This window comes from Streptomyces sp. NBC_01006, from assembly GCF_045162725.1.
Classification (GTDB): Bacteria; Actinomycetota; Actinomycetes; order Streptomycetales; family Streptomycetaceae; genus Streptomyces.
The window spans coordinates 3,825,892-3,850,004 of the sequence record NZ_CP108700.1; the positions used below are offsets into that span (position 1 = coordinate 3,825,892).

The following is a 24,113-nucleotide window of genomic DNA, read 5'->3' on the forward strand; positions in this document are numbered from 1 at the left end:
CCCTAACGGCCCCGCCGGGCCACGGCTACGGCGCGCGAGGGCCTCGCGAAGGCCTGGGGTGTCCGTCCCGCGGCGCCGTCCCTCAGCGCCGGGCCCGCTGCGCCTCGCGGATGCGGCGGAGCCGGTTGACGGTGCCGGGGGCGTGGGCCAGCGCCCGCGGGTCGTCCATCAGCACGTTGAGCAGCTGGTAGTAGCGGACCGGGGTCAGCCCCAGCCCTTCCCGTATCGCCCGCTCCTTGGCCCCGGGCCCGGGCCAGGTGCGTCCCTCGTACGCGAGCACCGCGGCCTCGGTGGCCGTCAGCCCCACGTCGTCCGTCATACCGCCAGATTAACGCCGCCCTGTGACACCCACCCGGCCCACGCCCCTCGGCGCCGGCCACGCGGCCGACGCCCCGCGGCCGATGCCCCTCGGCCGACGCCTCTCAGTGCGCGTCCGCCCTGCGCGCCGACTCCGCGATGTCCTCCAGGACCTTCGCCGGCTGCCCGCCCGGCTGCACGCTCTTGCCGATGTTCTGCTTGACGTCCTCGCTCACCCCGGCCCAGGACTTCTTGCCGACCGGGTAGAGCCGCGCGTTCGGCAGCGCCTGCAGGAACGTCTTCAGCTGCATGGCCGAGCCGCCCGTACTGGCGTCCATCGCCCGGTAGCCGGTCGTCGTGACCGGCAGCAGGTCGTACTTGTTGGTGAAGGCCGTCACGTTCTTCGCCTCGTACAGGTAGTCCAGGAACTTCCCGGACTCCTTGCGGTGGCCGTTCTTGAAGGCCATCACCCAGTCCGCGACGCCCATCGTCGGGTGGTCGGTCCCGTCGGCGGTCGGCATGGCCACCATGCCGAACTTCACGCCCTTCTCCGCCGCCTGCTTCAGCAGCGTGGGATGGCCGTTGAGCATGCCGACCTCGCCCCGCGTGAAGGCGTCGAACGCCGCCTGCCGGTCGGTCTTCGCCGGTTCCAGCGGTCCGGTCAGCCCCTGGCCGACCATCTTGTCGCGCAGGAACTCGAACGTCTTGACGTTGTCCGGGGAGTCGATCGAGTAGGCCTCTTCGTTGTCGGTGTAGCCGCCACCGCCCGCGAGCATCCACATCATCGTCTCGGCCTGCGCCTCCTCGCGGCCCAGCGGCAGCGCGAGCGGCGTCGGCACGCCCGCGGCCTTGAGCTTCTTCGCGGCGGCCTCCAGGTCGGCCCAGCTCTTCGGCTGCCAGCCGCCCTTGGCGTCCTTCGGCATGACTCCGGCGTCCGTCAGCAGCTTCTCGTTGTAGAAGAGCAGGCGGGTGCTGGCCACGAAGGGCATCCCGTACTGGACCCGCCGGACCTTGCCGGCGTCCGCGAGCGGCGCCAGGAAGTCGGCCTCGGTGCTGACGGAGAGCAGCTCCTCCGCCGTGTAGAGCTTGCCGGCGGCCGCGTAGTCGGCGTAGGCGCCGATCTGCGCGATGTCGGGGGCCTTGCCGGCCTTGACCATCTCCGCGACCTTGGCGTCGACCTCGGACCAGGAGTAGACGCTGACCTCGACCTTGACGCCGGGGTGGTCCTTCTGGAAGCCCGCGGCGAGGTCCTTCCAGTAGCCCGCCGAGGAGTTCTGCGGATTGTCCCCGTAGTCGGCCGCCACGACCCGCAGGGTCACCTCGTTGTCCCCGGTGAGGTTCCCCACGGCTCCGCAGCCCGTCAGTGCCGCGGCGGTCAGGCTCAGCGCGGCGCCGGTCGCGGCCAGGCTCAGGTAACGGCCCTTCACAGTTCTCGATCCACCCCTTGTTGTACGTACGATCCACGTAAGGTCTACACCACTTTGGCGGCTCGTCCACATCCGGAACGCACGGCGCCCGGTTCGTGGCCCGACCAAGGGCTTCGATTTTGTATGGCCACTCAACAATCCCTTCCAATGGACTAGACCTTTCCCCGCCGAGCACGCGAGACTGTCACCTGTGAAACCCGTGAAACACGCCGTGAAGCACGTCATCGCCCTCGATGTGGGCGGCACCGGGATGAAGGCCGCCCTCATCGCCGACGACGGCAGGCTGCTGTACGAGGCGCGCCGCGCCACCGGCCGCGACCGGGGACCCGACGCCGTCGTCGAGACGATCCTGGAGTTCGCCGCCGAACTGTCCGGGGTCGGCCGCGAGCGCTTCGGCGTACCCGCCAGCGCGGCCGGCGTCGCCGTCCCCGGCATCGTCGACGCCGAGAACGGGATCGCCGTCTACGCGGCGAACCTGGGCTGGCGCGACGTACCGATGCGCGAGCTGCTCAGCAGACGGCTCGGCGGCATCCCGGTGGCCCTGGGCCACGACGTCCGCACGGGCGGACTCGCCGAAGGGCGCATCGGCGCCGGCCGGGGCGCCGACCGCTTCCTGTTCGTCCCCCTGGGCACCGGCATCGCCGGCGCCATCGGCATCGCCGGCCACATCGAGGCCGGCGCCCACGGCTACGCCGGCGAGATCGGCCACATCGTGGTCCGCCCCGGCGGCCCCGCCTGCGGCTGCGGCCAGTACGGCTGCCTGGAGACCCTCGCCTCCGCGTCCGCCGTCAGCCGCGCCTGGGCGGCCGCCTCCGGCGACCCGTCCGCGGACGCCGCTGACTGCGCCAAGGCCGTCGAGTCCGGCGACCCGCGCGCCCACGAGGTGTGGCTGGCCGCGGTCGGCGCCCTCGCCGACGGCCTGGTCACCGCGATCACCCTGCTGGACCCGCGCACGCTGATCATCGGTGGCGGGCTCGCCGAGGCGGGGGAAACCTTGTTCACACCACTACGGACGGCCGTCGAGGAGCGCGTGACGTTCCAGCGGCTGCCCGACATCGTTCCGGCGGCCCTCGGGGACACCGCCGGATGCCTGGGCGCAGGGCTGCTCGCCTGGGACCTACTCGCCACGGAGGTACCTGCCTGATGTCCGGAAGCGCACACAGCACCGTCCTCTCCGGCGCCAGGGTGGTCCTGCCCACCGGGACCGTGGCGGGCGGCCGCGTCATCGTCGACGGCGAGCGCATCGCCGGCAGCGCCGGCGAGGGCGCGCGGATCGTCGACCTGACCGGACACTGGCTCGTCCCCGGCTTCGTGGACATGCACAACCACGGCGGAGGCGGCGCCTCCTTCACCTCCGGCACCGCCGAGGAGGTCCTCAAGGGCGTACGGACCCACCGCGAGCACGGCACCACCACGCTCGTCGCCTCCACCGTCACGGGCGACCTGGACGAACTGGCCCGCCGTGCCGGGCTGCTCGCCGAGCTGACGCAGGCGGGCGAGATCGCCGGCATCCACTTCGAGGGGCCGTTCATCAACCCCTGCCGCAAGGGCGCGCACAAGGAGGACCTGCTGCGCGACCCCGACCCGGCCGAGGTCCGCAAGCTGATCGACGCCGCGCACGGCGCCGCCCGGATGTTCACCCTCGCCACCGAGCTCCCGGGCGGGCTGGACTCCGTACGGCTGCTCGCCGAGCACGGGGTCATCGCCGCGATCGGCCACACCGACTCCACGTACGAGCAGACCCGCCAGGCCATCGACGCGGGCGCGACCGTGGCCACCCACCTGTACAACGCGATGCCCGGCATGGAGCACCGCGCCCCCGGCCCGATCGCCGCCCTGCTGGAGGACGAGCGGGTCACCGTCGAGCTGATCAACGACGGCACCCACCTGCACCCGGCGATGCTGGAGCTGGCCTTCCACCACGCGGGTGCGCACCGCGTGGCGCTGATCACCGACGCGATGGACGCGGCGGGCTTCGGCGACGGGATCTACCACCTGGGGCCGCTGGAGGTCGAGGTCAAGGAGGGCGTGGCCCGCCTCGTCGAGGGCGGTTCGATCGCCGGCTCCACGCTGACCCTGGACACCGCGTTCAAGCGGTCGGTGACCCTGGACAAGCTGCCCGTCGAGTCCGTGGTCCAGGCGATCTCGGCCAATCCCGCCAAGCTGATCGGACTGTACGACGAGGTCGGCTCGCTGGAGCCGGGCAAGTACGCCGACCTGGTCGTCCTGGACGCCGCGTTCGACGTCAAGGGCGTCATGCGGCGCGGCGAGTGGATCGTCGAGCCGCCGGTCTGAGGGCGGCTCCGGCTGCTGGTCCGAGCAGGTACGGAGGGAAACGGGCGGCCCGCGGGACTGGGCCGCCCGTACTGCTGTTTGGCATGATCCCGGCACATACCGAGACCGGGGCCTGCCATGATCCTCACAGTGACGCTCAACACCGCACTCGACGTCACCCACCATGTACCGAAGCTGATTCCACACACCTCGCACCGGGTCACCGCCGTGACCGAGCGGCCCGGCGGCAAGGGCCTCAACGTCGCCCGGGTGCTCGCCGCGCTCGGTCACGAGGTCACCGCGACCGGCTTCGCGGGCGGGCGCACGGGCGCCGTCGTACGCGAACTGCTCGCCGACACCGCTCGGCTGACGGACGCTCTGGTCCCCTGCGCGGGCACCACCCGGCGCACCCTGGCCGTGGTCGACGCGGCCTCGGGCGACACCACGCAGTTCAACGAGCCGGGCCCGCTGATCGGTTCCGCGGAATGGGCCGCCTTCCTCGACCGCTACGAGGCGCTGCTGGCCGGGGCCGCCGCGGTGGCCCTGTGCGGCAGCCTCCCGCCGGGCGTGCCGGTAGGCGCGTACGCGGTGCTCGTACGGACCGCCCGCGCGGCCGGGGTCCCGGTCCTCCTGGACACCAGCGGCGAGGCCCTGCGCCGCGGGGTCGCCGCCCGGCCCGAGATGATCAAGCCGAACGCCGCCGAACTCGCCGAGCTGACCGGCTCCCGCGAGCCGCTCCAGGCCACGCGCGACGCCCGCCGGCGCGGCGCGCACGCCGTGGTGACCTCACTCGGCCCAGACGGACTGCTGGCGGCCACGGCCCAGGGCACCTGGCGGGCGGCCCCGCCGCGCGCCCTGACGGGCAACCCGACCGGAGCCGGCGACTCCGCGGTGGCGGGACTGCTGTCGGCCCTCACGGAGGGCCTGGACTGGCCGGCCCGCCTGACCCGAGCGGTAGCCCTCTCGGCAGCCACGGTCCAAGCCCCGACGGCGGGAGACTTCGACCCCCGCACCTACGATGAGGTACGGGGGTCGGTGAAGCTGACGGCGTGCTAGGTCGTGTCGCCGCGGGGAAGGCTGATCAGCCCTTCTCAAGCCAGAGCTGGTCGAGGTTGACCTCGCACTGGTTCCCGGCCTCGCACGAGATCTTGACCGTGTTCGTGCCCTGCTTGAGCGTCACGAGCGACCAGGTGTTGGTCCAGCCCTTGTCCCACTCGCCCGGCTTGGCACCGGAGAAGTTCTTCATGTTGATCGGCCGGGACTGGGCCTCGCCGTTGATGGTCAGCGTGGTGCTGGCGTCCTTGCCCGGCACCCCGTAGACCATCTTCAGCTTGTACTGGCCCGCCTTGGCCACGTCCACGGTCCAAGTCGCCGCCGCTCCGGCGGCGTTCAGGCCGCCCACGTACTGGCCGCCCGCGCTCTTCGCGCCCGGGACCGTGGCCTCCAGGTGCGCGCCACCCGTGAGGGACATGCCCGCGCCCGAGGCGTCCGCCTTGGGCAGCGGGGCCTCCGGGGACTGCGAGGGGCTCGGCTGGGCCGACGAGGAGTTCTGCGGCTGCGCGGACTGCTGCCCGCCCGCCGCGCCGCCCTTGTCGTTCTTGTCCTTGTCCTTGTCGCCGAAGGTCACGGCCGCACCGATGCCGATCGCGACCGCGGCGACCACCGCGACCGCCGCGATGAGCATGCCCTTGCGGCTGGAACGGCCGCCTCCGCCGCCGTGGCCGCCCGGCGCCGGGATCGTCGCCGTGGTCTGCCCCTGCTGCGGCGGAACCCCGTAGCCGCCCGCCTGGAGCGCTTCCGGGGCCTGGTACTGGGCCTGGTAGGCCGGCTGCTGCGGCTGGGGCGGAACCTGGGCGCCGCGCTGGCCGCCGTACGTCCGCTCACCGACCGTGCGCACCTGGTTGTACGAGGTACGGGGGACACCGGGCTGCACGCCGGGCTGGCCACCGACCGTCGGGCCGGGGTAGCCGTATCCACCGCCCGACTGGGGCGGGGTGGCTCCGGCGGCCTGGCCGTCCGCGTAGAGATAGCCGAACGGATCGTCGTCCTCGGGCTTGTTCGCCCCACTGTTCGGGCCGTGGTTCGCGGGCGTCGTCATCGCAGGTCACTCCTTTCGACCCACGGGAGCCTACCCCGAACACGTGCACCCACGAGCGGCCGATCGCCTCAGCCGGCCCGGCGATGCGCCTTGGAACGGGACCTTTTCTCGATGTACATCCGCTGGTCGGCGGAGCGCAGCACCTCGTCCGCCGACATGCCGCAGCTGGCCCAGCCGATCCCGAAACTCGCGCCCACACGGACCGCGCGGCCGTCCACCCGGATCGGCGGGATGATCGCGTTGCGCAGCCGGACGGCCAGGTCGGCGGCGTCGGCCGCGCCCAGTCCGTCCGCGAGGACGACGAATTCGTCACCACCCAGCCGAGCGACGGTGTCACCGTCCCTGACGCCCGTCGTCAGCCGCCGGGCCACCTCGATCAGGACGGCGTCACCCGTGTGGTGCCCGAACCGGTCGTTGATCGACTTGAATCCGTCGAGGTCGCAGAAGAGCACCGCGAGCCCCTTCGTCCCGTCGTCGATGTCCGTCGCGGGAGCCACCGTGTGCACGTGGTGGTCGTACGGTCCCGCGCCGGGCCCGCCGGGCCCGGGCACCCCCGGGACCCCGGGAGCGGGTACAGCCGGGGCTCCGGGGTACTCGAAGGGCTCGGGGTAGGCGTCGGGCCGAAAGCCGTGCTCCCCGACGGCACCACCCGCCTCGATCCCGCCGCCCGCGTGCCCGCCGTGGCCCCCGTGCGCCCCGTTCGCCCCGTGCCCCTCGTACGCCGCGTCGAGCGCCTCCACGGCGGTCGCGCGGACCGACTGCGGCCTGCGGCACAGCCGCGCGCCGAGGCGGGAGCGCAGCTCGGCGCTGTTGGGGAGGCCGGTCAGCGAGTCGTGGCTGGCCCGGTGGGCGAGCTGGAGCTCGTGGCGCTTGCGCTCCTCGATGTCCTCGACGTGCGTGAGCAGGAAGCGCGGCCCGTCGGCGGCGTCCGCGACGACGGAGTTGCGCAGCGAGACCCATACGTACGTGCCGTCGCGCCGCCCGAGCCGCAGCTCGGCCCGGCCGCCCTCGGCGGAGGTCCGCAGCAGGGTCCCGATGTCCTCCGGGTGGACCAGGTCGGAGAAGGAGTACCGGCGCAGTACGGAGGCGGGCCGGCCCAGCAGCCGGCACAGCGCGTCGTTGGTCCGCAGCAGCCGCCCGTGCTGGTCCCCGCCCATCTCGGCGATCGCCATGCCGCTGGGCGCGTACTCGAAGGCCTGCCGGAAGGACTCCTCGCTCGCGCGCAGCGCCTGCTGTTCACGCTCCAGCCGGACCAGGGCCCGCTGCATGTTCGCGCGCAGCCGTGCGTTGCTGATCGCAATCGCCGCTTGGAAGGCGTACATCTGGAGCGCCTCGCGCCCCCACGCGCCGGGGCGGCGTCCGTTGCGCGGTCTGTCCACAGAAATGACACCCAGAAGTTCCCCGCCGGACGCGTACATGGGGGCGTAGAGGCGGTCCTCGGGGTGCCACTCGTCCGCGAAGCGCGGGTCGGGGCCGTCCGTGTGCCACTGGGGCACGTCGTCCTCCAGGAGGACCCAGCCCTCGGTGTGCGGGATGAAGCGGAGCCCGTCCCAGCTCTCACCCATCGTCAGACGGCGCTCCCAGGAGGCGCGGGAGCCGACGCGGCCGGTGATGAGCGCCTCGGCGGCGGGGTCGCCCGCGAGGGCGGCGACGACGAGATCCCCGTCAGGGCGTACGAGGTTGACACAGGCGAGTTCGTAGCCGAGGCCCACAACGATGCCGTCCACGACGGTCTGCAGGGTGTCCGCCAGGCTCCTGGCCGTGTTGAGCTCGGCCACCACCTGATGGAGCTGCCGCAGGGTCGCAAGACGGACGTACGGCTCCGACTCGGTCTCCATTGCTCGCTCTCCCCGAGACCTCGACAGCAACTCCAGGTTTGTCATCGGCGTTTCGTTGCGGTGTCCCGTCCACTGAATCACAGTGAGCTGTGCGGCAGGTACACAGGGTCAACAAATCTTGCCCTCTGTGACTCAAGTCACATGAGATGAATAAAGATGGACGGTGGGGGTTGTGTCACCTGGAGGCGCTCCCCTGCATTCCCGGGAGCAAACGATACGCCCGGGCCCGGGGAGGCCTAGGTCGACGGGCCGGGACGCGGATCGGACTCGGGCCCGATGTGCGGCGCGGGAGGGCGAGACTAGCGTTCCGAACGTGCCGAAGACGACCCCTGTACCCATGCCGCCCCCCGCCACCCTTCATTCTGAGGGCGTGAGCAACGACGAGTTCCGGGCCGCGATGTCCCGACTGACGGCGGGCGTGTGCCTGATCACCGCGCACGAGCCGCCCCTGACGCCGACCGGACCGGCCGGCGAGGACATCGGCATGACGGCGACCGCCTTCATGTCCGTGTCCCTGGACCCGCCGCTGGTGCTGGTGAGCCTGCGCGAGGGCTCCCGGATGGACGACCTGCTGGCCGAGCAGCCGCTGTGGGCGGTCTCGGTGCTCGCCGACCACCAGGTGCAGGTGGCGAGCCGCTTCTCGATGAAGAACCGCATCAGCGACCGGCTGCTCTTCGCGGACCTGCCGCACGGGCGCGGCGAGGTCTCGGGGGCCCCGCTGCTGACGGGCGCGCTGGCCACCCTCGAATGCCGTACGGAGAACCGCGTCGAGGCGGGCGACCACACCCTGGTCATCGGCCGCGTCCTGACCGCGGCGCTCCCGTCCCCGGACTCCCCGCCGCTGACGTACTTCCGCGGCCGCTACCGCCACCTGGCGGGCTGAGGCTCAGGCTGGACTACCAGTCGCGGCCGGTGCGGCCGCGCTTGGTCTCCGCCCGGGCCTTCTTCTCGCGCAGCCGACGCTCGTTGATCCCCCGGGGGATCTTCGTGGCGCGGCGCGCCTTCGGCGGCGGGGCGGTGGCCTCCGCGAGCACGGACGCCATCCGGACCAACGCCATCTCCCGGTTGCGGAACTGCGAGCGGTGCTCGGAGGCCCGTACGGTCAGCACCCCGTCCACCAGCCGGCCCGCGAGCCGCTCCAGCGCCCGCTCCTTCCAGACGTCCGGCAGCGCCTTCGTCGCCGCCACGTCGAACAGCAGCTCCACCCGCGAGTCCGAGGTGTTCACGTGCTGCCCGCCCGGCCCCGAGGACCGCGAAAAGCGCCAGGCGAGCTCCGCCTCGGGGAGCACGACCGAACCGCGAATGACATGGGGACCAGGCATGCTCCCTATGATCGCGCCCCGCGCGATGCCCGTCACCCGTATTTCACCGCGCGATTTCACCGCGCGTATTTCGCCGCGCGGAACCTACCGGCCCCCTCCCCGCGTTATGTAGGTCAGCGGTACCTTGGCCACGATCTCGCGGCCACACGAAGAGGAAGGGACACCAGTCAAAATGGCAGTAAGCCTGTCCAAGGGCGGCAACGTCTCGCTCACGAAGGAGGCCCCCGGCCTCAGCGCCGTCACGGTCGGCCTCGGCTGGGACGTCCGTACGACGACCGGTGTCGACTTCGACCTGGACGCCTCCGCCATCGCGGTCAACGCGATGGGCAAGGTCGTCTCCGACGGTCACTTCGTCTTCTTCAACAACAAGTCCACCCCGGACCAGAGCATCGTCCACACCGGTGACAACCGCACCGGCGAGGGCTCCGGCGACGACGAGTCCATCAACGTCAACCTCGCCACCCTCGCGGCCGACGTGGACAAGATCGTCTTCCCGGTCTCGATCTACGACGCCGACGCCCGCAGCCAGAACTTCGGCCAGGTCCGCAACGCGTACATCCGCGTCGTGAACCAGGCCGGCGGCGCCGAGATCGCCCGCTACGACCTCTCCGAGGACGCGGCCACCGAGACCGCCATGGTCTTCGGCGAGCTCTACCGCAACGGCGCGGAGTGGAAGTTCCGCGCGGTCGGCCAGGGTTACGCCTCCGGCCTGACCGGCATCGCCCAGGACTTCGGCGTCAACGTCTGAGCCCGACCGGCCGAAAGCGCCGCAGCCGAAGCCCCCTCCCGGCCGTCCGGGGAGGGGCTTCGCTACGTTCAGCGGGTGATCCTGCAACCGCTCGCACCCGTGGACGGCGCCCTGCCGGGCCCGGTCCTCACCGAGATCGCCGCCCTCTACGCGACCAACCGCGCCTTCTTCGAGCTCAGCGGCGATTTCCCCGACCCGGACCGCATCACGGTCGACCAGGTCGCCGCGGCCCTCGCCGACGAACTCGCCCACGACGGCGCCGAGGTGCTCCTGGCCCGCTCCGCCGGCCGGCTGGTCGGCCTGGCCGCCACCCTCGCCCACCACCCGGACCCGGCCTCCGGCGACCCGGACCCGTGGATCGGCCTGCTGCTCATCGACGCCACCGCGCACCGCGCGGGGTACGGGAGCGCCGTCGCCGCCCTCGTCGAGAATCGCTTCCGCACCGCGGGCCGGACCGGCGTACGGCTCGCCGTACTCGACAACAACCCCGCCGCCCTGGCGTTCTGGCAGTCCCGGGGCTACACCGCGCTGCGCCACGCCCGGGACCGCGAGCACGGCCGCGACTGCACGGTGCTGCGCAAGGCGCTGTAGCAGCGCCTACTTCGGCCGGTCCTCCCCGTACAGCCAGACGTCCCAGACCTTCTTCAGGTCGTGCCCCGTCGACCGCTCCGCGTACGCGGTGAAGTCGGCCGTACTCGCGTTCCCGTACCGGTGGTCGGTGGCCCAGCCCCGCAGCATGGCGAAGAACTTCTCGTCGCCGACCTCCTGCCGGATCCGCTGGAGGACCATCGCGCCCCGGACGTACACCGGGGTCTCGGAGATGTCCTTCGCGCTGGGCGGGTCGGCGGGCGGGAAGGCGGCCCAGTCGGAGTCGGCTTCCTTGTCCACCGCGGTGTCGCCCGTGCGGAAGGCATCGAAGTGCTGCTGGGCGGTGGTGCCGCCGTGGTCCTCGGACCACAGCCATTCGGCGTAGGTCGCGAAGCCCTCGTTGAGCCACATGTCCTTCCAGGACTTCGGCGACACCGAGTCGCCGAACCACTGGTGGGCCGTCTCGTGCAGGACGAGATTCTCGTCGGGCGCTCCGGAGAAGACGGGTTTGGTCTGCGTCTCCAGCGCGTACGTGAGGGACTCGGCCGGCAGCACGATCGCCCCGGCAGTGCCGAAGGGGTACGGGCCGAACCTGCGGCTGCCCCACTCCACGATCTCCGGCAGCCGCGCCAGCGCCGGGGCGCTCGCGGCCGCCTCGGCCGGCGCGACGGCCTCGTACAGGGCGACCCCGGAGGGGGTCCGGCCGGTGGTCACCTTGAACTTCCCGATCGCGGCGGTGGCCAGGTAGCTCGCCATCGGCTGCGGGCTGTGCCACACGAATTCCGTCTGCCCGCCGGGGGTGTCGGTCCGGGAGGTCAACTCGCCGTTCGAGACCGCCTCGTAGCCCTTGGGCACGGTCAGGGTGATGTCGTACGTGGCCTTGTCGCTGGGGTGGTGGTTCCCGGGGAACCAGGCCATCGACCCGATCGGCTCGCCGACCCCGACGGCCCCGTCGGCCGTGCTGATCCAGCCCTCCTTGGAGCCGTCCGCGTCCGCGATGGGCCTCGGCCTGCCGCGGTAGTCGATCTCCGTACGGAAGACCTCGCCCTTCTTGAGGTCCTTGGCGGGACGCACCGTCAGCTCCCGGCCGGTGCGGTTGTACCGGGCGCCCTCGCCCTGCACGGTGACGTCCTCGACCTCCAGGCCCGCGAGGTCGAGGTTGAAGGAGCTGAGCCCCTGCTCCGCGCGGGCCGTGATGACGGCGGTGGCGTTCAACTCCCCGTCGGCGGGGTCGTAGTCGAGGTCCAGGTCGTAGTGCTCGACCTGGTAGCCGCCGTTGCCGGCCTTGGGGAAGTACGGATCGCGCAGCCCGGACGCACCGGGCCGCCCCTGCACCGTGCCGGCCGTACACGCCGTGGTGAGGGCGAGCAGGACGGCAGCGGCGGCTGCAGGGGCGGCGGCGAGGCGGGAGGGTGCGCGGCGGTGTTCCACGCGCCCGATCCTATGAGGGCCCGATGCCTTGCTTCGGGGTGATTACTTCTCCAGGGAGTCGACGCCGGCCTTGGCGTACTTCTCGTCCAGGTCGCCGCTCGGGGCGCCGGCCACGCCGATGCCGGCGACCGGGGCGCCCTTGGCCTGCACCGGGGTGCCGCCGCCGAGGAAGAGGGTGCCGGGGATGTCCTTCAGGTTCGGGGTCTGGGCGAGGCGGCCCGCGAGCACCGAGGTCGGGGCGTTCCAGGACACGGCGGTGAAGGCCTTGCGCTGCGCCGACTCGTAGGACTGCGGGCCCGCGCCGTCGCCGCGCAGGGTGACGATGGTGTTGCCGCCCCGGTCCACGACCGCGACCGTCACCTTCTGGTTCTCCTTCTGCGCGGCGTCCAGCGCGGCCTGGGCGGCGCGGGTGGCGGCGTCGACGGTGAGGTGGGTCGTGGTGGTGAAGTTCTTCTCGTCCGCCCCGCCGTCCTTCTTCGCGGTGGCGACGGCAGCGGCGGCCGGGGCGGTCTCGGCCTGCGCGGCGCCGGCGCTGACCGCGCCGAAGGTCCCGGCGCCGAGCGCGACGGCGAGAGCGGTACCGGTGAGAACGCGGGTGCGGGTGTTCATGTCTGCTGCTCCTGGGTGCGTCGGCTGAGTACGTCGGCTCGTTCTGCTGCTCCAAGCCTGGGGCCGCAGAAGGCCCCGGCCGGTCCCCGTACCGGCTCGCGACGGCTGCCGCACCGGTTGACCCCGGGGTCAACCGATCGGTCGATGCGGAGCGGGTACGGGTGCGGATTGGCTGGTCGGCGCCATCGCGTACGACCAGGCACGATGGAGGAGCCAGACACCGACCCGGGAGCCCGCTGTGAGCCACGTGAGCCGCGTACCGCCACAGGCGCCGGGGGTGCCGGGTACGCCCGGGGTGCCGGGGATGCCGGGTGCGGCAGGTACGCCCGGGAAGGCGGACACGCGGGCCCTGGCGGCCGTCATGCACACGGCGTTCTTCCTGCTCCTCGGCGCCTCGGTCGCCCGCTTCCTGCTGCGCCACCCCGGCTCGCCCAGCACCCCGTGGATCCTCGCCCTCAGCATCACGCTCGCCCTGCTGTACGTACTCGGCCCCGCGCTCGGGGCCGCGCCCACGGTGCGCCGGCTGCTCTGGCTCGGGCTGGTGGTGGCGGTCTGGGTGGTCCTGGTCGTCCTCGCGCCCAGCTTCGCCTGGTGCGCCGTCCCCCTCTTCTTCACCGCCCTGCGCACGCTGCCGCCCCGCGCGGCGATCGTGCTGGTGGCCCTGCTGACGGTGTTCGTGGTGGCGGCCCAGCTCCAGCTCTCGCGCGAGTTCGACCCGAACCTGCTGCTGGCCCCGCCCGCGATCGCGGCCCTGGCCACCGCCGTCTTCGTCCACATGGAGCGCCAGGCCGAGTCCCAGCGCGCCCTGATCGACGACCTGATCCGCACCCGCCGCGAGCTGGCCGCCACCGAACGCCGCGAGGGCACCCTCGCCGAGCGGCAGCGGCTGTCGATGGAGATCCACGACACGCTCGCCCAGCACCTGTCCAGCCAGCAGATGCTGCTCCAGGCCGCGGACCGCACCTGGGACAGCGACCCGGCCACCGCCCGCGCGCACGTCCGTACCGCCACCGGCATCGCGGCGCGCGGGCTGGCGGAGGCGCGGCGCCTGGTCCACGACCTGGCCCCGCCGGAGCTCGAAGGGGGCGGCGGCCTCGCGGACGCGCTGCGCGCGCTCGACGCGGGCCCGGACATCGAGGTCCGCTTCCACCTGGAGGGCGCGCCGGCCCCGCTCCCGGACCGGGTCCAGTCGGCGCTGCTGCGGATCGCGCAGGGCGCGCTGGCCAACGTACGGGAGCACGCGCACGCCCGGACCGCGGCCCTGACCCTGAGCTTCCTGGGCGATCAGGTGGTCCTGGACGTCGCGGACGACGGCGAGGGCTTCACCGAGCCGCGCGGGGCGGGAGCGACCGGGGACCGCGGGCACGGGCTCCCGGCGATGCGCGCCCGCGTCCGCCAGCTCGGCGGCACCCTGACCCTCGAATCCACCCCCGGCGAGGGCACGGTCCTCTCCGCGGCCATCCCCCTGGAGCCCCCCGCATGACGACCGTAACCGGAACCGGCCCGAGCCCGAGCCCGAGCCCGATGACGACGATCCTGCTCTGCGACGACCACGCGGTGGTCCGCGCCGGCCTGCTGGCGCTGCTCGGCAGCGCGCCCGACATCGAGGTCCTGGGCGAGGCGGGCAGCGGCGAGGAGGCCGTGGCCCTGGCCGCGAAGCTGCGCCCGGACGTGGTGCTGATGGACCTCCAGCTGGGCGAGGGCATCGACGGGGTCGAGGCCACCCGCCGCATCACGGCGGTGACCGACCCGCCGCACGTACTGGTCCTGACGACGTACGACACGGACGCGGACGTCACCCGGGCCATCGCGGCGGGCGCCACGGGCTACCTGCTGAAGGCGGAGCGCCCGGAGGAGCTGTTCGCCGCGATCCACTCGGCGGCGGCGGGCCGCACCACGCTCTCCCCGCCGGTGGCGAGCCGCGTGATGGCCCACATGCGGGGCTCGCGCCCGACGCTGACGGACCGCGAACTGGACATCCTGGGCCAGCTGGCCCGGGGCCTGGGCAACCGGGACATCGCCCGGGCCCTGTTCATCAGCGAGGCCACGGTCAAGACCCACCTGGGCCGCATCTACGACAAGCTCGGTGTGGACACCCGGGCGGGAGCGGTCTCGGTGGCCAAGGAGCAGCGCCTCCTGCCGTAACGGGCCTGCCGGGGGCGGGATCCGGACACCGTGCGGGGCGTGTTCGGTCAACCGTCCCGGGATCCCCGGGAATCCTTGTCGTAGACCTGCCAAAGACAGGCCGCGCCCTGTCACGCTCTCTCGCGCCGCCACCCCGGCCACCGCGAAGGAGCCCGAGTGACCCACCCCACGTCCTCTCGCCGCACCCGCCTCGCCGTCCTCCTCGGGACGGCCGCCGTCCTGACGGCCACGGCGGTGACGGCCCCGGCGACGGCCGCGACCGCGGCCGAGCCCCCGTACGCCGCCGTCGGCGCCGGTGTCGGAACGGGAATCGGCCCCGGACCCGTCGCCGCCACCGGCACGGGCCACAGCCAGCACGCCGGCACCGTCCCCCTCACCACCTACTTCACCGGCAGCGCCTACCAGCTCCGCGACACCACCCGCGGCAACCAGCGCACCCTCGACGCCATGAACCGGACCGGCGGCGGCACCCTCTTCACCGACCCCGACAACGACTGGGGCGGCACGGGCACCCCCGCCGACCGCCAGTCCGCCGGCGTGGACGCCCACTACGCCACCGCCGTCACCTGGGACTTCTACAAGGGCGTCCTCGGCCGCAACGGCATCCGCGGCGACGGCACCGGCGTCACCTCCCGCGTGCACTACGGCAGCAACTACCCCAACGCCTTCTTCGACCCGAGCTGCTTCTGCGCCAACTACGGCGACGACCCCGCCACCGGCAGGACCCTCGCCACCCTCGACATCGTCGGCCACGAGCTCACCCACGGCGTGATCGCCTCCACCGCCGGCCTCGGCTCCTCCGGCGAACCCGGCGGCCTGAACGAGGGCACCGCCGACATCCTCGGTACCGCGATCGAGTTCTTCGCCGACAACACCACCGACGTCGGCGACTACTTCATCGGCGAACGCGTCTTCACCGACGGCCCCCTGCGCCGCATGGACCACCCCAGCCTCGACGGCCACTCCCGCGACTACTGGTCACGCGACATCGGCACCCTGGACCCGTACGCCGCCTCCGGCCCCGCCCGGCACTTCTTCTACCTCCTCGCCGAGGGCAGCGGCCCCAAGGAGATCAACAAGATCTCCTACGACTCCCCCACCTACGACGGCTCCAAGCTGCTCGGCATCGGCCGGGACAAGGCCGTCCGCATCTGGTACCGGGCCCTGAGCACCTACATGACCTCCACCACCAACTACGCCCGCGCCCGTACCGCCACCCTCACGGCCGCCGCCGACCTCTACGGCCCCGCCAGCGTGGAATACGGCCGCGTCGCCGCCGCCTGGACCGCCGTCAACGTCCGCTGACCGGACCGCACCGGTAACACCATCGGGTCGCACCCGTGACACCATCGGGTACGTGCTCGACATCGGCTACTCCCTCTCCCGGCGCTTCCCGGACCCCCCGCAGACCGACTACCGCTCGGCGGACGTCCACTCCCTGCGCCACGACCTGTTCTGCGGGGACGTCTACCTCGCCGACACCATCAAGGACCGGGAAGTGTCCACAGCCTGGGGATGGGTGCCCGTACTGGACTTCGCCTGGGCGCTCTGCGACATCGTCGAGCAGCTCGACCAGGACCCGCGAGGCAGCCGCTCCGCCCACCGCCAGTACGCCGAACTCGACTTCACCGAGTCCACCGACCGCATGCTCTTCGAGCGCCGCTTCGGCTGGGTGGACATCGAGGCCGACTGGATGCCGCCGGAGGAGGAGCCGCTGACCTTCAGCCACCGCCTGCTGCGCCGCGAGGCCCGCGACTTCCTCCACGACCTGGTCGCCGACCTCGTCGACATGCACGACGGCCTTGCCGACAACCCCGCCATCTGGACCCTCCAGGCCCGCTTCCCCCGCGTCCCGGCCTGAGTCGTCCCCCGCCCCCGCGGGGGGGGCTACGCGAGCACGCGCAGGCCCAGCTGGGCCGCCAGGGCCGGGGCCAGGTCGAAGAGCTGAGGCGGGCTGATCACCGCACCGGACAGCGCTTCCACCCCGCGCGCGATGTCCAGCTCCGCGGCCCCCCTCAGGTCCACGTCCGCCATCCGCGCCCCCGTGAAATCGGCTCCCCGCAGCGCGCACCCGCGGAACTCCACCCGCTCCAGGACCGCACCCGCGAAGTCCGCCTCCACCAGCACGCACCCGTCGAAGACCACGTCCTTGAGCCGCGCCTGCCGCAGGTTCAGGTAGTCGATCTTGCCCCCGCGGAACACCACCCGCTCCAGCACGGCCCCGTGCAACTGCACGCCGCCGAGCCGCGCCTCCACCAGCTCCACGTCCCGCAGCGAAGCCCCGGACAGGTCCGTCCCCACCCCCCGGACCCCCTCCAGCACCGAGTCCAGGATCCGGGCCTTCCCCAGCCCCGTCTCGTCCAGCGCGCACCGCCGCAGCGCGCAGTCCATGAACCGGGCCCCGATGCCCTCCTGCCCCGCCAGGTCCAGGTCCGCGAACTCCAGCCCGTCGTAGTCCCCGTCCGGCTCCAGCTCACCGCCCTGCCACGGGCTCAGCTCCGGCAGCCGCACCTCCGGCCGCCGCGCCGCCTTCACCGTGTCCCGCCGACCCTGCAGGCCCGGCTGCTCCTGCTGCCCCTGCTGCTGTTTGCGCGCCATCCCCCCATCGTCCCCCGCCCCACTGACAACGCCCGCCGGGGCCTTGACCTCAACCGCGCTTGAGGTCAGAGCCTGTCGGCATGGACACCATGCGCGCCATCCGCCTCCACGCCTTCGGCCCCGCCGAGAACCTCGTCCACGAGCGCACCGAGACCCCCGTACCGGCCCCCGGCCAGGTCCGCATCGCCGTGGCCGCCGCCGGAGTCCACCTCCTCGACACCGCCCTGCGCCAGGGCATGGACTCCCCCGTCCACGCCCTGCCCGAGCTCCCGACCATCCCCGGCCGCGAGGTCGCCGGCACCGTCGACGCCCTCGGCCCCGGCACCGACCCCGCCTGGCTCGGCCGCCAGGTCGTCGTCCACCTCGGCTTCGCGCCCGGAGGCTACGCCGAGTACGCCGTCGCCGACGCCGACCGCCTGCACCCCGTACCGCCCGGCCTCGACCCCGCCCAGGCCGTCGCCATGATCGGCACCGGCCGCACCGCCCTCGGGATCCTCCAGTTCGCCGACCTCGGCCCGGACTCCACCGTCCTCGTCCCCGCCGCCGCCGGCGGCATCGGCACCCTGCTCGTCCAGTACGCCCGGGGCGCCGGCGCCACCGTCATCGCCCTCGCCGGCGGCCCCGCCAAAACCGCCCTGGCCGCCGCCAACGGCGCCCACCTCGCCCTCGACTACACCGCCCCCGACTGGCCGCAGGCCGTACGCGAAGCCCACCCGGCCGGCGCCACCGTCCTCTTCGACTCCGTCGGCGGCCCCACCGCCCGCGCCGCCCTCGACCTCCTCGCCCCCGGCGCCCGCCACCTCGTCTTCGGCTGGTCCGCCGGCCCCATCCCCCTCACCGAAGCCGACCGCGCCCGCCTCACCGCCCGCGCCGTCACCACCGAGAACGTCCTCGGCCCCGCCATGCTCCGGCGCGCCGGCGGCGAAAACCCCCTGCGCCTGCTCGAAACCCGCGCCCTCGCCGAAGCCGCCGCAGGCCGGCTCCGGCCCGCCCTCCAGCGCTACCCGCTCGCCGAAGCGGCCGCCGCCCACCACGCTTTGGAGACCCGCGCCACCACCGGCAAGGTCGTCCTCGAACCCTGAGGGGCACCGGACCCACGCCGCTAATATCGGATGACAGCGGGCCGTATCCGCACGTACCGTCCACCGACGTGGACCCGCTCACCGAAAAACAGATCCGTTCGTCCTTCGTGAACTGCACGAAGGGTGAGGCAGCGCGCCTCAAGCTCCCGCTGGACTTCAGCGAACTCCCCTGGGAAGACCTCGACTTCCTCGGCTGGGTCGACCCCGGCGCACCGCTGCGCGCCCACCTCGTACGCCAGGACGCCGACGGCACCCCCGTCGGCATCACCCTGCGCGTCCCGGGCACGAGCCGCACCAGCGCCCTCAAGTCCAGCGTCTGCCAGATCTGCCTCACCGGCCACGCCGCCTCCGGCGTCTCCCTCCTGGTCGCGCCCCTCGCCGGGGCCCGCGGCCGCGAGGGCAACACCGTCGGCATCTACGTCTGCTCCGACCTCGCCTGCTCCCTCTACGTCCGGGGCAAGCGACAGCCGAAGCTGCGCGCGGGCCGGTACGAGGAGACCCTCACCCTCGCCGAGAAGATCGACCGCACCCGCACCAACCTCGACTCCTTCACGGCCAAGATCACCGCCTGAGCCGTACCCCGGCCCGGCGCAGCGGCATCAGCCCTGCGCCGAGCCGAGCCTCTTCAACGGCTCATCGGTCAGCCGGTACACCGACCACGCGTCCTGCGGCCGCGCGCCCAGGGCCTCGTAGAACGCGATCGTCGGCGCGTTCCACTTCAGCACCGCCCACTCCAGGCGCTCGTACCCGCGCTCCACACAGATCCGCGCCAGCTCCGCCAGCAGCGCCTTCCCGTACCCGCCGCCGCGCGCGCCGGGCCGTACGTACAGGTCCTCCAGGTAGATCCCGTGCACCCCGCGCCACGTCGAGAAGTTCAGGAACCAGACCGAGAACCCGACTGCCTCCCCGTCCTCCGTCTCCGCGATGTGCGCGAACGCCGCCGGCCGCATCCCGAACAGCGCCTCCCGCAACTGCTCCTGCGTGGCCCGCGCCTCGTGCGGCACCTTCTCGTACTCCGCCAGCTCGCGGATCATGGAATGGATGACGGGAACGTCTTCGACGACGGCGCTACGGATCATGCGAGCACCCTAGGGGGCGTCCGCCGGGCCGATACCGACGGCCTTCAGCGTCTGCGCGAACGCCGCCGCGTCGAACATCGCCCCGTCCTTCGACCCCACCGGCCGGCCGTCCACCAGCACCATCGGCGTCCCCTGCGCCCCCGTCGCCTCGAACGCCTTCTCCGCCTCGCCGACCCACCCCTCGTACGTCCGCTCCGCCACCGCGCGGTCGAACGCCTCCCCGCGCAGCCCCGGCACCGCGGCCGCGATCGCCAGCAGATGCCCGTCCGTGAACTTCGCCTTCGGCCGGCTCGCGAACACCGCCGCCTGGTACTCCGCGAACTTCCCCGCCTCCACCGACGCCCGCAGCGCGTTCACGGCCCGCACCGAACCACTGGCCCCGCCCCGGTCCAGGAACGACGCCAACAGGTACTCGACCTTGACCTTCCCCTCCGCGGCCAGCTTCAGCAGCACCTCACCGCCCGCCCCCTCGAACTTCGCGCAGTACCCGCACCGCGGGTCCACCAGCACCTGCGCCGTACGGGGCGCCGCCGCGTCCCCGACCACGATCTTCGCCCCGTCGACCCGCGCCGGCAGCTTCGCCAGCCGACCGGCGATCGGGCTCGTCCGCACCACCCCGGCGGCGCCGGAACCGGAACCGGCCCCCGACCCCTCCCCGGCGCCACACCCGGCCACCGCTCCGCCGAACAGGGCCGCCGCCGCGACCGCCCCGACCACACGCCCTGTCCTACGTATGCCCACCATCAACCAAACCTCTCACAACCGGTACAAACTCCCCACCGGCACCCTACGGACCCCACCACCCCCGCCACATCAGCCAAAAGGCCACCTCCCCCACCCCAAAACCCGACATCCGGTACCTGGACACCCCTCCACAACGCCCTGTACCAACTCCCCATGACGATCAACGGCGGCATCTCCTTCTGGTACGCGACGGACCGCACCGCCACCCAGCAGCCACCCCGTGCCCCCCTCACCGGCCACGCCACGGCCGACGTCGTCATCGTCGGCGGCGGCTACACCGGCCTGTGGACCGCCTACTACCTCAAGACCGCCGCCCCCGACCTCCGCGTCACCGTCCTGGAGCAGAAGTTCTGCGGCTACGGGGCCTCCGGCCGCAACGGCGGCTGGCTCTACAACGGCATCGCCGGCCGCGACCGCTACGCCGAACTCCACGGCCGCCAGGCCGCGCTCCGCCTCCAGCAGGCCATGAACGAGACCGTCACCGAGGTCATCGACACCGCCGCCAAGGAGGACATCGACGCCGACATCCACCGCGGCGGCGTCCTCGAAGTCGCCCGCACCCCCGCCCAGCTCAGCCGCCTCAAGGCCTTCCACGCCGCCGAACTCGCCTTCGGCGAGAGCGACCGCGAGCTCTACGACGCCACCGACACCCGCGCCCGCATCGACATCGCCGACGCCGTCGGCTCCAGTTGGACCCCGCACGGCGCCCGCATCCACCCCCTCAAGCTGGTCAAGGGCCTGGCCACCGCCTGCGAACGCCTCGGCGTGGTCATCCACGAATCCACGCCCGTCACCGAAATCGCCCCCCGCCGGGCCATCACCCCGTACGGCACCGTCCGCGCCCCGTACGTGCTGCGCTGCACCGAGGGCTTCACCGCCGCCCTCAAGGGCCAGAAGCGCTCATGGCTCCCGATGAACTCCTCGATGATCGCGACGGCCCCGCTTCCGCCCGAGGTGTGGTCCCGCATCGGCTGGTCGGACGCCTGCACCCTCGGGGACATGGCCCACGCCTACATGTACGCCCAGCGCACCGCGGACGACCGCATCGCGATCGGCGGCCGTGGCGTCCCGTACCGCTTCGGCTCCCGCACGGACACGGACGGCACCACGCAGCAGTCGACGATCGATTCCCTGACCGCGCTCCTGACGTCCTTCTTCCCGATCCTCACGGGAGTGGAGATCACCCACGCCTGGTCGGGCGTCCTCGGCGTCCCCCGCGACTGGTGCGCGACGGTCACCCTGGACCGCACGACGGGCCTCGGCTGGGCCGGCGGCTACGTCGGCTCGGGCGTCGCCACCTCGAACCTCGCGGCCCGCACGCTCCGCGACCTGGTCCTGGGGAGCTCCACGGACCTCACCACCCTCCCCTGGGTCAACCACCGCGTCCGCCGCTGGGAACCGGAACCCTTCCGCTGGCTCGGCGTCCAGGCCCTCTACGCGGCCTACCGCGAGGCCGACCGCCACGAATCGGCGACCCACACCCCGACCACAACCCCCCTGGCCCGCCTGGCCAACCGCATCTCAGGCCGCCACTGACGCCTCCGCGCCCATACGAAAGGCCCCGGACCACAAGAGCCCGGGGCCTTCCACTTCCATCCGATTCCCTCGACCAGAAACCCTCTGACCTGGGACGGAGCCCCCTGTCGGATTCGAACCGACGACCTACGCATTACAAGTGCGTTGCTCTGGCCGGACTGAGCTAAGGAGGCGTAACCGCCCTCACTTTACACAGCGCCCCATCCCCCGGGCCATCACGTTGTCCCGCCCACGGGGTACCCGATACGGCCGACCAGGGAGGCCGCCCGGGCGGGGGTGAGGTCCGGGTTGAGGGCCTTCAGGACGGTCTCCGTGAGGGGGCGGAGGTCCCAGACGTGCCGGACCGCCGCCGGGTCGAGGGCCCTTTCGTAGTAGGCCTCGGCGAACTCCCGGTAGGCCTCCGCGGTGCCCGCCGCCAGGACGCGGAAGAGGTGGCCCGTACCGTCGTCCGTGTCCGCGGGGATCTCCACCGGCCCCGCCCGCCAGGCGGTGTCGGCGCTCTCCCGCCAGAACACCACGGTCGCCACCTGCACCTCGTCGTCACAGAAGGCGGGCTCCGCGAGCAGCGGCCGGAACACCTCGGGCAGGGTGTCCACGAGTCCGGGCCACAGCTCCATGTCCTCGTTCGTGTAGGGGCTCATCCAGGACTCGTGGTCGAACCCGCGGCCGAAGACCCCGTCGGGCGTGAAGAGGATCGCGTACTCGTCACCCGCGCCGTTGTTCATGAGAGCGGCCTCGACCCCCGGGCCCCACACGGTGTCGTACGAGAAGTAGCGGTACTCCGTTTTGCCGCTGATCAGCAACTCCAGTGCCGCCATGGCCCGGCAGCGGGCGCGGAGGGCGGGGATGTCGGGCAGGACGCGGATCAAGTCGTGGACGTTCATGGGCGCAGCCAAGCAGACGGCTCCGACAGAGGCGGAAGTCACGGTCGCCGGGGTGCTGACAGGACGGGGAACGGGGAGGTAGCGTCGGGCGGAGTCCTCGTATCTGGACTAGACCTTCCACTCGGATCGTCCGGCACGTTCCTGCCGGTAGAAGGGATTCATCACCATGGCTTCTGTCACCTTCGACAAGGCGACCCGGCTGTACCCCGGCGGCGACAAGCCCGCCGTCGACGAGCTGGAGCTGCACATCGAGGACGGCGAGTTCCTCGTCCTCGTCGGGCCCTCCGGCTGCGGCAAGTCCACCTCGCTGCGCATGCTGGCCGGCCTGGAGGACGTCAACGGCGGCGCCATCCGCATCGGCGACCGCGACGTCACGCACCTGCCGCCCAAGGACCGGGACATCGCGATGGTGTTCCAGAACTACGCGCTCTACCCGCACATGACCGTCGCCGACAACATGGGCTTCGCGCTCAAGATCGCCGGCGAGGACAAGGCGACCATCCGCAGGAAGGTCGAGGACGCGGCGAAGATGCTCGACCTCACCCAGTACCTCGACCGCAAGCCGAAGGCGCTCTCCGGCGGCCAGCGCCAGCGCGTCGCCATGGGCCGTGCCATCGTGCGCAAGCCGCAGGTGTTCCTCATGGACGAGCCGCTGTCGAACCTCGACGCCAAGCTCCGCGTGTCCACCCGCACCCAGATCGCGGCGCTCCAGCGCGACCTCGGGATCACCACCGTCTACGTCACCCACGACCAGGTCGAGGCCATGACGATGGGCGACCGGGTGGCGGTCCTCAAGGACGGTCTGCTCCAGCAGGTCGACACCCCGCGCAACATGTACGACCGCCCGGCCAACCTCTTCGTCGCCGGCTTCATCGGCTCCCCCGCCATGAACCTGGTCGAGGTCCCGATCGCCGAAGGCGGCGTGAAGTTCGGCGACCGCGTCGTCCCGGTGTCGCGCGAGGCGCTGTCCGCCGCCGCGGACGCGGGCGACCGCACCGTCACGGTCGGCGTGCGCCCGGAGCACTTCGACATCGGCACCGAGGGCGGCCTGACGATCGTCGTCAACGTCGTCGAGGAGCTCGGCGCCGACGGCTACGTCTACGGCCGCACGACCGAGGCCGAGGGCGCGCAGGACATCGTGGTGCGCGTGGGCGGCCGCCAGGTGCCGGAGAAGGGCTCGACACTGCACGTGGTGCCGCGGGCCGGCGAGATCCACGTCTTCTCGACCTCGTCGGGCGAGCGTCTCTCCGACTGACCCCGTGCGCGAGTGAGTCGCGAGCGAGTCGCGAGTGAGTACGGACAGGGGCGCTCCTTCCCGGGGGCGCCCCTGTCCGCGTCCCCCATCCGCGTCCGCCATCCGGGGCAGACCGGGCCATTCGGGCCCACCCGTCAACCCTTAATTCGAAAAGCCAC

Annotated in this window: 25 protein-coding genes and 1 tRNA gene; 14 read left to right on the forward strand and 12 right to left on the reverse strand. The window is 72.5% G+C overall.

Features of this window, described 5'->3' with window-relative positions; translation table 11 throughout:
* Positions 1-82: 82 nt before the first annotated feature.
* Entirely contained in the window at positions 83-319 is a 237-nt protein-coding gene (locus OG509_RS17340; RefSeq protein WP_385588825.1) for a DUF3263 domain-containing protein, read from the reverse strand.
* Between the two features lie 103 nt (positions 320-422).
* Positions 423-1,724 (reverse strand): extracellular solute-binding protein, encoded by a 1,302-nt coding sequence (locus OG509_RS17345; protein ID WP_406183441.1) that lies wholly within the window; start codon positions 1,722-1,724, stop codon positions 423-425.
* 211 nt (positions 1,725-1,935) lie between these two features.
* On the opposite strand from OG509_RS17345, the gene OG509_RS17350 reads away from it, so the two are divergent.
* The 3 genes from OG509_RS17350 to OG509_RS17360 all read left to right on the forward strand — a co-directional run bounded on the left by OG509_RS17350 (position 1,936) and on the right by OG509_RS17360 (position 5,054).
* The gene (locus tag OG509_RS17350; RefSeq protein ID WP_406187608.1) at positions 1,936-2,868 is read left to right on the forward strand and encodes an ROK family protein; all 933 of its coding nucleotides are present in this window, start codon (positions 1,936-1,938) and stop codon (positions 2,866-2,868) included.
* Positions 2,868-4,019 (forward strand): N-acetylglucosamine-6-phosphate deacetylase, encoded by a 1,152-nt coding sequence (nagA, locus tag OG509_RS17355; protein WP_406183442.1) that lies wholly within the window; start codon positions 2,868-2,870, stop codon positions 4,017-4,019. Before OG509_RS17350 ends, nagA begins: the two co-directional genes overlap by 1 nt.
* 117 nt (positions 4,020-4,136) lie before the next feature.
* A complete protein-coding gene (locus OG509_RS17360; RefSeq protein ID WP_406183443.1) occupies positions 4,137-5,054 on the forward strand; it encodes a 1-phosphofructokinase family hexose kinase in 918 nt (305 codons plus the stop codon).
* A 25-nt stretch (positions 5,055-5,079) separates the two neighbouring features.
* Here the strand turns inward: OG509_RS17360 and OG509_RS17365 are convergent, their stop codons facing one another.
* Positions 5,080-6,096, reverse strand: coding sequence for a CBM35 domain-containing protein (locus OG509_RS17365; RefSeq protein ID WP_406183444.1), 1,017 nt, complete (start codon positions 6,094-6,096; stop codon positions 5,080-5,082).
* Between the two features lie 68 nt (positions 6,097-6,164).
* Positions 6,165-7,934, reverse strand: coding sequence for a diguanylate cyclase CdgB (gene cdgB, locus OG509_RS17370; protein ID WP_406183445.1), 1,770 nt, complete (start codon positions 7,932-7,934; stop codon positions 6,165-6,167).
* 337 nt (positions 7,935-8,271) lie between these two features.
* Here cdgB and OG509_RS17375 point away from each other — a divergent pair, with 337 nt between their 5' ends.
* Complete coding sequence (locus tag OG509_RS17375; RefSeq protein WP_406187609.1) at positions 8,272-8,817, forward strand: flavin reductase family protein; 546 nt, start codon at positions 8,272-8,274, stop codon at positions 8,815-8,817.
* Positions 8,818-8,830: 13 nt separating this feature from the next.
* On the opposite strand, the gene arfB is transcribed toward OG509_RS17375, so the two are convergent.
* A complete protein-coding gene (arfB, locus tag OG509_RS17380; RefSeq protein ID WP_403729314.1) occupies positions 8,831-9,256 on the reverse strand; it encodes an alternative ribosome rescue aminoacyl-tRNA hydrolase ArfB in 426 nt (141 codons plus the stop codon).
* 172 nt (positions 9,257-9,428) lie between these two features.
* Between arfB and OG509_RS17385 the strand changes: the two genes are divergently transcribed.
* Entirely contained in the window at positions 9,429-10,004 is a 576-nt protein-coding gene (locus OG509_RS17385; RefSeq protein WP_030156998.1) for a TerD family protein, read from the forward strand.
* 75 nt (positions 10,005-10,079) lie between these two features.
* Positions 10,080-10,595: a GNAT family N-acetyltransferase gene (locus OG509_RS17390; RefSeq protein WP_406183446.1), complete on the forward strand. Its 516-nt coding sequence runs from the start codon at positions 10,080-10,082 to the stop codon at positions 10,593-10,595.
* 6 nt (positions 10,596-10,601) lie between these two features.
* Here OG509_RS17390 and OG509_RS17395 read toward each other — a convergent pair whose 3' ends face one another.
* Both OG509_RS17395 and OG509_RS17400 read right to left on the reverse strand, forming a co-directional pair.
* Positions 10,602-12,023 carry a M1 family metallopeptidase gene (locus OG509_RS17395; RefSeq protein ID WP_406183447.1) on the reverse strand — a complete coding sequence of 474 codons (1,422 nt, stop codon included), beginning with the start codon at positions 12,021-12,023 and terminating at the stop codon, positions 10,602-10,604.
* A 42-nt stretch (positions 12,024-12,065) separates the two neighbouring features.
* Positions 12,066-12,632, reverse strand: a complete 567-nt coding sequence (locus OG509_RS17400) for a heme-binding protein (RefSeq protein WP_406183448.1) — start codon at positions 12,630-12,632, stop codon at positions 12,066-12,068.
* 304 nt (positions 12,633-12,936) lie between these two features.
* Between OG509_RS17400 and OG509_RS17405 the strand changes: the two genes are divergently transcribed.
* The 4 genes from OG509_RS17405 to OG509_RS17420 all read left to right on the forward strand — a co-directional run bounded on the left by OG509_RS17405 (position 12,937) and on the right by OG509_RS17420 (position 16,638).
* Complete coding sequence (locus OG509_RS17405) at positions 12,937-14,115, forward strand: sensor histidine kinase (RefSeq protein WP_406187610.1); 1,179 nt, start codon at positions 12,937-12,939, stop codon at positions 14,113-14,115.
* A complete protein-coding gene (locus OG509_RS17410; protein ID WP_406183449.1) occupies positions 14,112-14,777 on the forward strand; it encodes a response regulator in 666 nt (221 codons plus the stop codon). Before OG509_RS17405 ends, OG509_RS17410 begins: the two co-directional genes overlap by 4 nt.
* Positions 14,778-14,933: 156 nt before the next feature.
* Positions 14,934-16,082: a M4 family metallopeptidase gene (locus OG509_RS17415; protein WP_406183450.1), complete on the forward strand. Its 1,149-nt coding sequence runs from the start codon at positions 14,934-14,936 to the stop codon at positions 16,080-16,082.
* A 52-nt stretch (positions 16,083-16,134) separates the two neighbouring features.
* A complete protein-coding gene (locus OG509_RS17420) occupies positions 16,135-16,638 on the forward strand; it encodes a hypothetical protein (protein ID WP_406183451.1) in 504 nt (167 codons plus the stop codon).
* 26 nt (positions 16,639-16,664) lie between these two features.
* Here the strand turns inward: OG509_RS17420 and OG509_RS17425 are convergent, their stop codons facing one another.
* Positions 16,665-17,375 carry a pentapeptide repeat-containing protein gene (locus OG509_RS17425; protein ID WP_406183452.1) on the reverse strand — a complete coding sequence of 237 codons (711 nt, stop codon included), beginning with the start codon at positions 17,373-17,375 and terminating at the stop codon, positions 16,665-16,667.
* Positions 17,376-17,464: 89 nt separating this feature from the next.
* Here OG509_RS17425 and OG509_RS17430 point away from each other — a divergent pair, with 89 nt between their 5' ends.
* Both OG509_RS17430 and OG509_RS17435 read left to right on the forward strand, forming a co-directional pair.
* Positions 17,465-18,457: a zinc-binding dehydrogenase gene (locus tag OG509_RS17430; protein WP_406187611.1), complete on the forward strand. Its 993-nt coding sequence runs from the start codon at positions 17,465-17,467 to the stop codon at positions 18,455-18,457.
* Between the two features lie 68 nt (positions 18,458-18,525).
* The gene (locus OG509_RS17435; protein WP_406183453.1) at positions 18,526-19,029 is read left to right on the forward strand and encodes an FBP domain-containing protein; all 504 of its coding nucleotides are present in this window, start codon (positions 18,526-18,528) and stop codon (positions 19,027-19,029) included.
* Between the two features lie 27 nt (positions 19,030-19,056).
* On the opposite strand, the gene OG509_RS17440 is transcribed toward OG509_RS17435, so the two are convergent.
* Both OG509_RS17440 and OG509_RS17445 read right to left on the reverse strand, forming a co-directional pair.
* Positions 19,057-19,536 (reverse strand): GNAT family N-acetyltransferase, encoded by a 480-nt coding sequence (locus OG509_RS17440; protein ID WP_406183454.1) that lies wholly within the window; start codon positions 19,534-19,536, stop codon positions 19,057-19,059.
* A gap of 9 nt (positions 19,537-19,545) precedes the next feature.
* Positions 19,546-20,253 carry a DsbA family protein gene (locus tag OG509_RS17445; RefSeq protein ID WP_406183455.1) on the reverse strand — a complete coding sequence of 236 codons (708 nt, stop codon included), beginning with the start codon at positions 20,251-20,253 and terminating at the stop codon, positions 19,546-19,548.
* A gap of 180 nt (positions 20,254-20,433) precedes the next feature.
* Between OG509_RS17445 and OG509_RS17450 the strand changes: the two genes are divergently transcribed.
* Positions 20,434-21,816: an NAD(P)/FAD-dependent oxidoreductase gene (locus OG509_RS17450; RefSeq protein ID WP_406183456.1), complete on the forward strand. Its 1,383-nt coding sequence runs from the start codon at positions 20,434-20,436 to the stop codon at positions 21,814-21,816.
* Between the two features lie 98 nt (positions 21,817-21,914).
* On the opposite strand, the gene OG509_RS17455 is transcribed toward OG509_RS17450, so the two are convergent.
* Both OG509_RS17455 and OG509_RS17460 read right to left on the reverse strand, forming a co-directional pair.
* Positions 21,915-21,989, reverse strand: a tRNA-Thr gene (locus OG509_RS17455).
* Between the two features lie 42 nt (positions 21,990-22,031).
* On the reverse strand, positions 22,032-22,700 hold the full coding sequence (locus OG509_RS17460) for a hypothetical protein (protein WP_406183457.1): 669 nt from the start codon (positions 22,698-22,700) through the stop codon (positions 22,032-22,034).
* 166 nt (positions 22,701-22,866) lie between these two features.
* Here OG509_RS17460 and OG509_RS17465 point away from each other — a divergent pair, with 166 nt between their 5' ends.
* A complete protein-coding gene (locus OG509_RS17465) occupies positions 22,867-23,955 on the forward strand; it encodes an ABC transporter ATP-binding protein (protein ID WP_406183458.1) in 1,089 nt (362 codons plus the stop codon).
* Positions 23,956-24,113 lie beyond the last annotated feature (158 nt).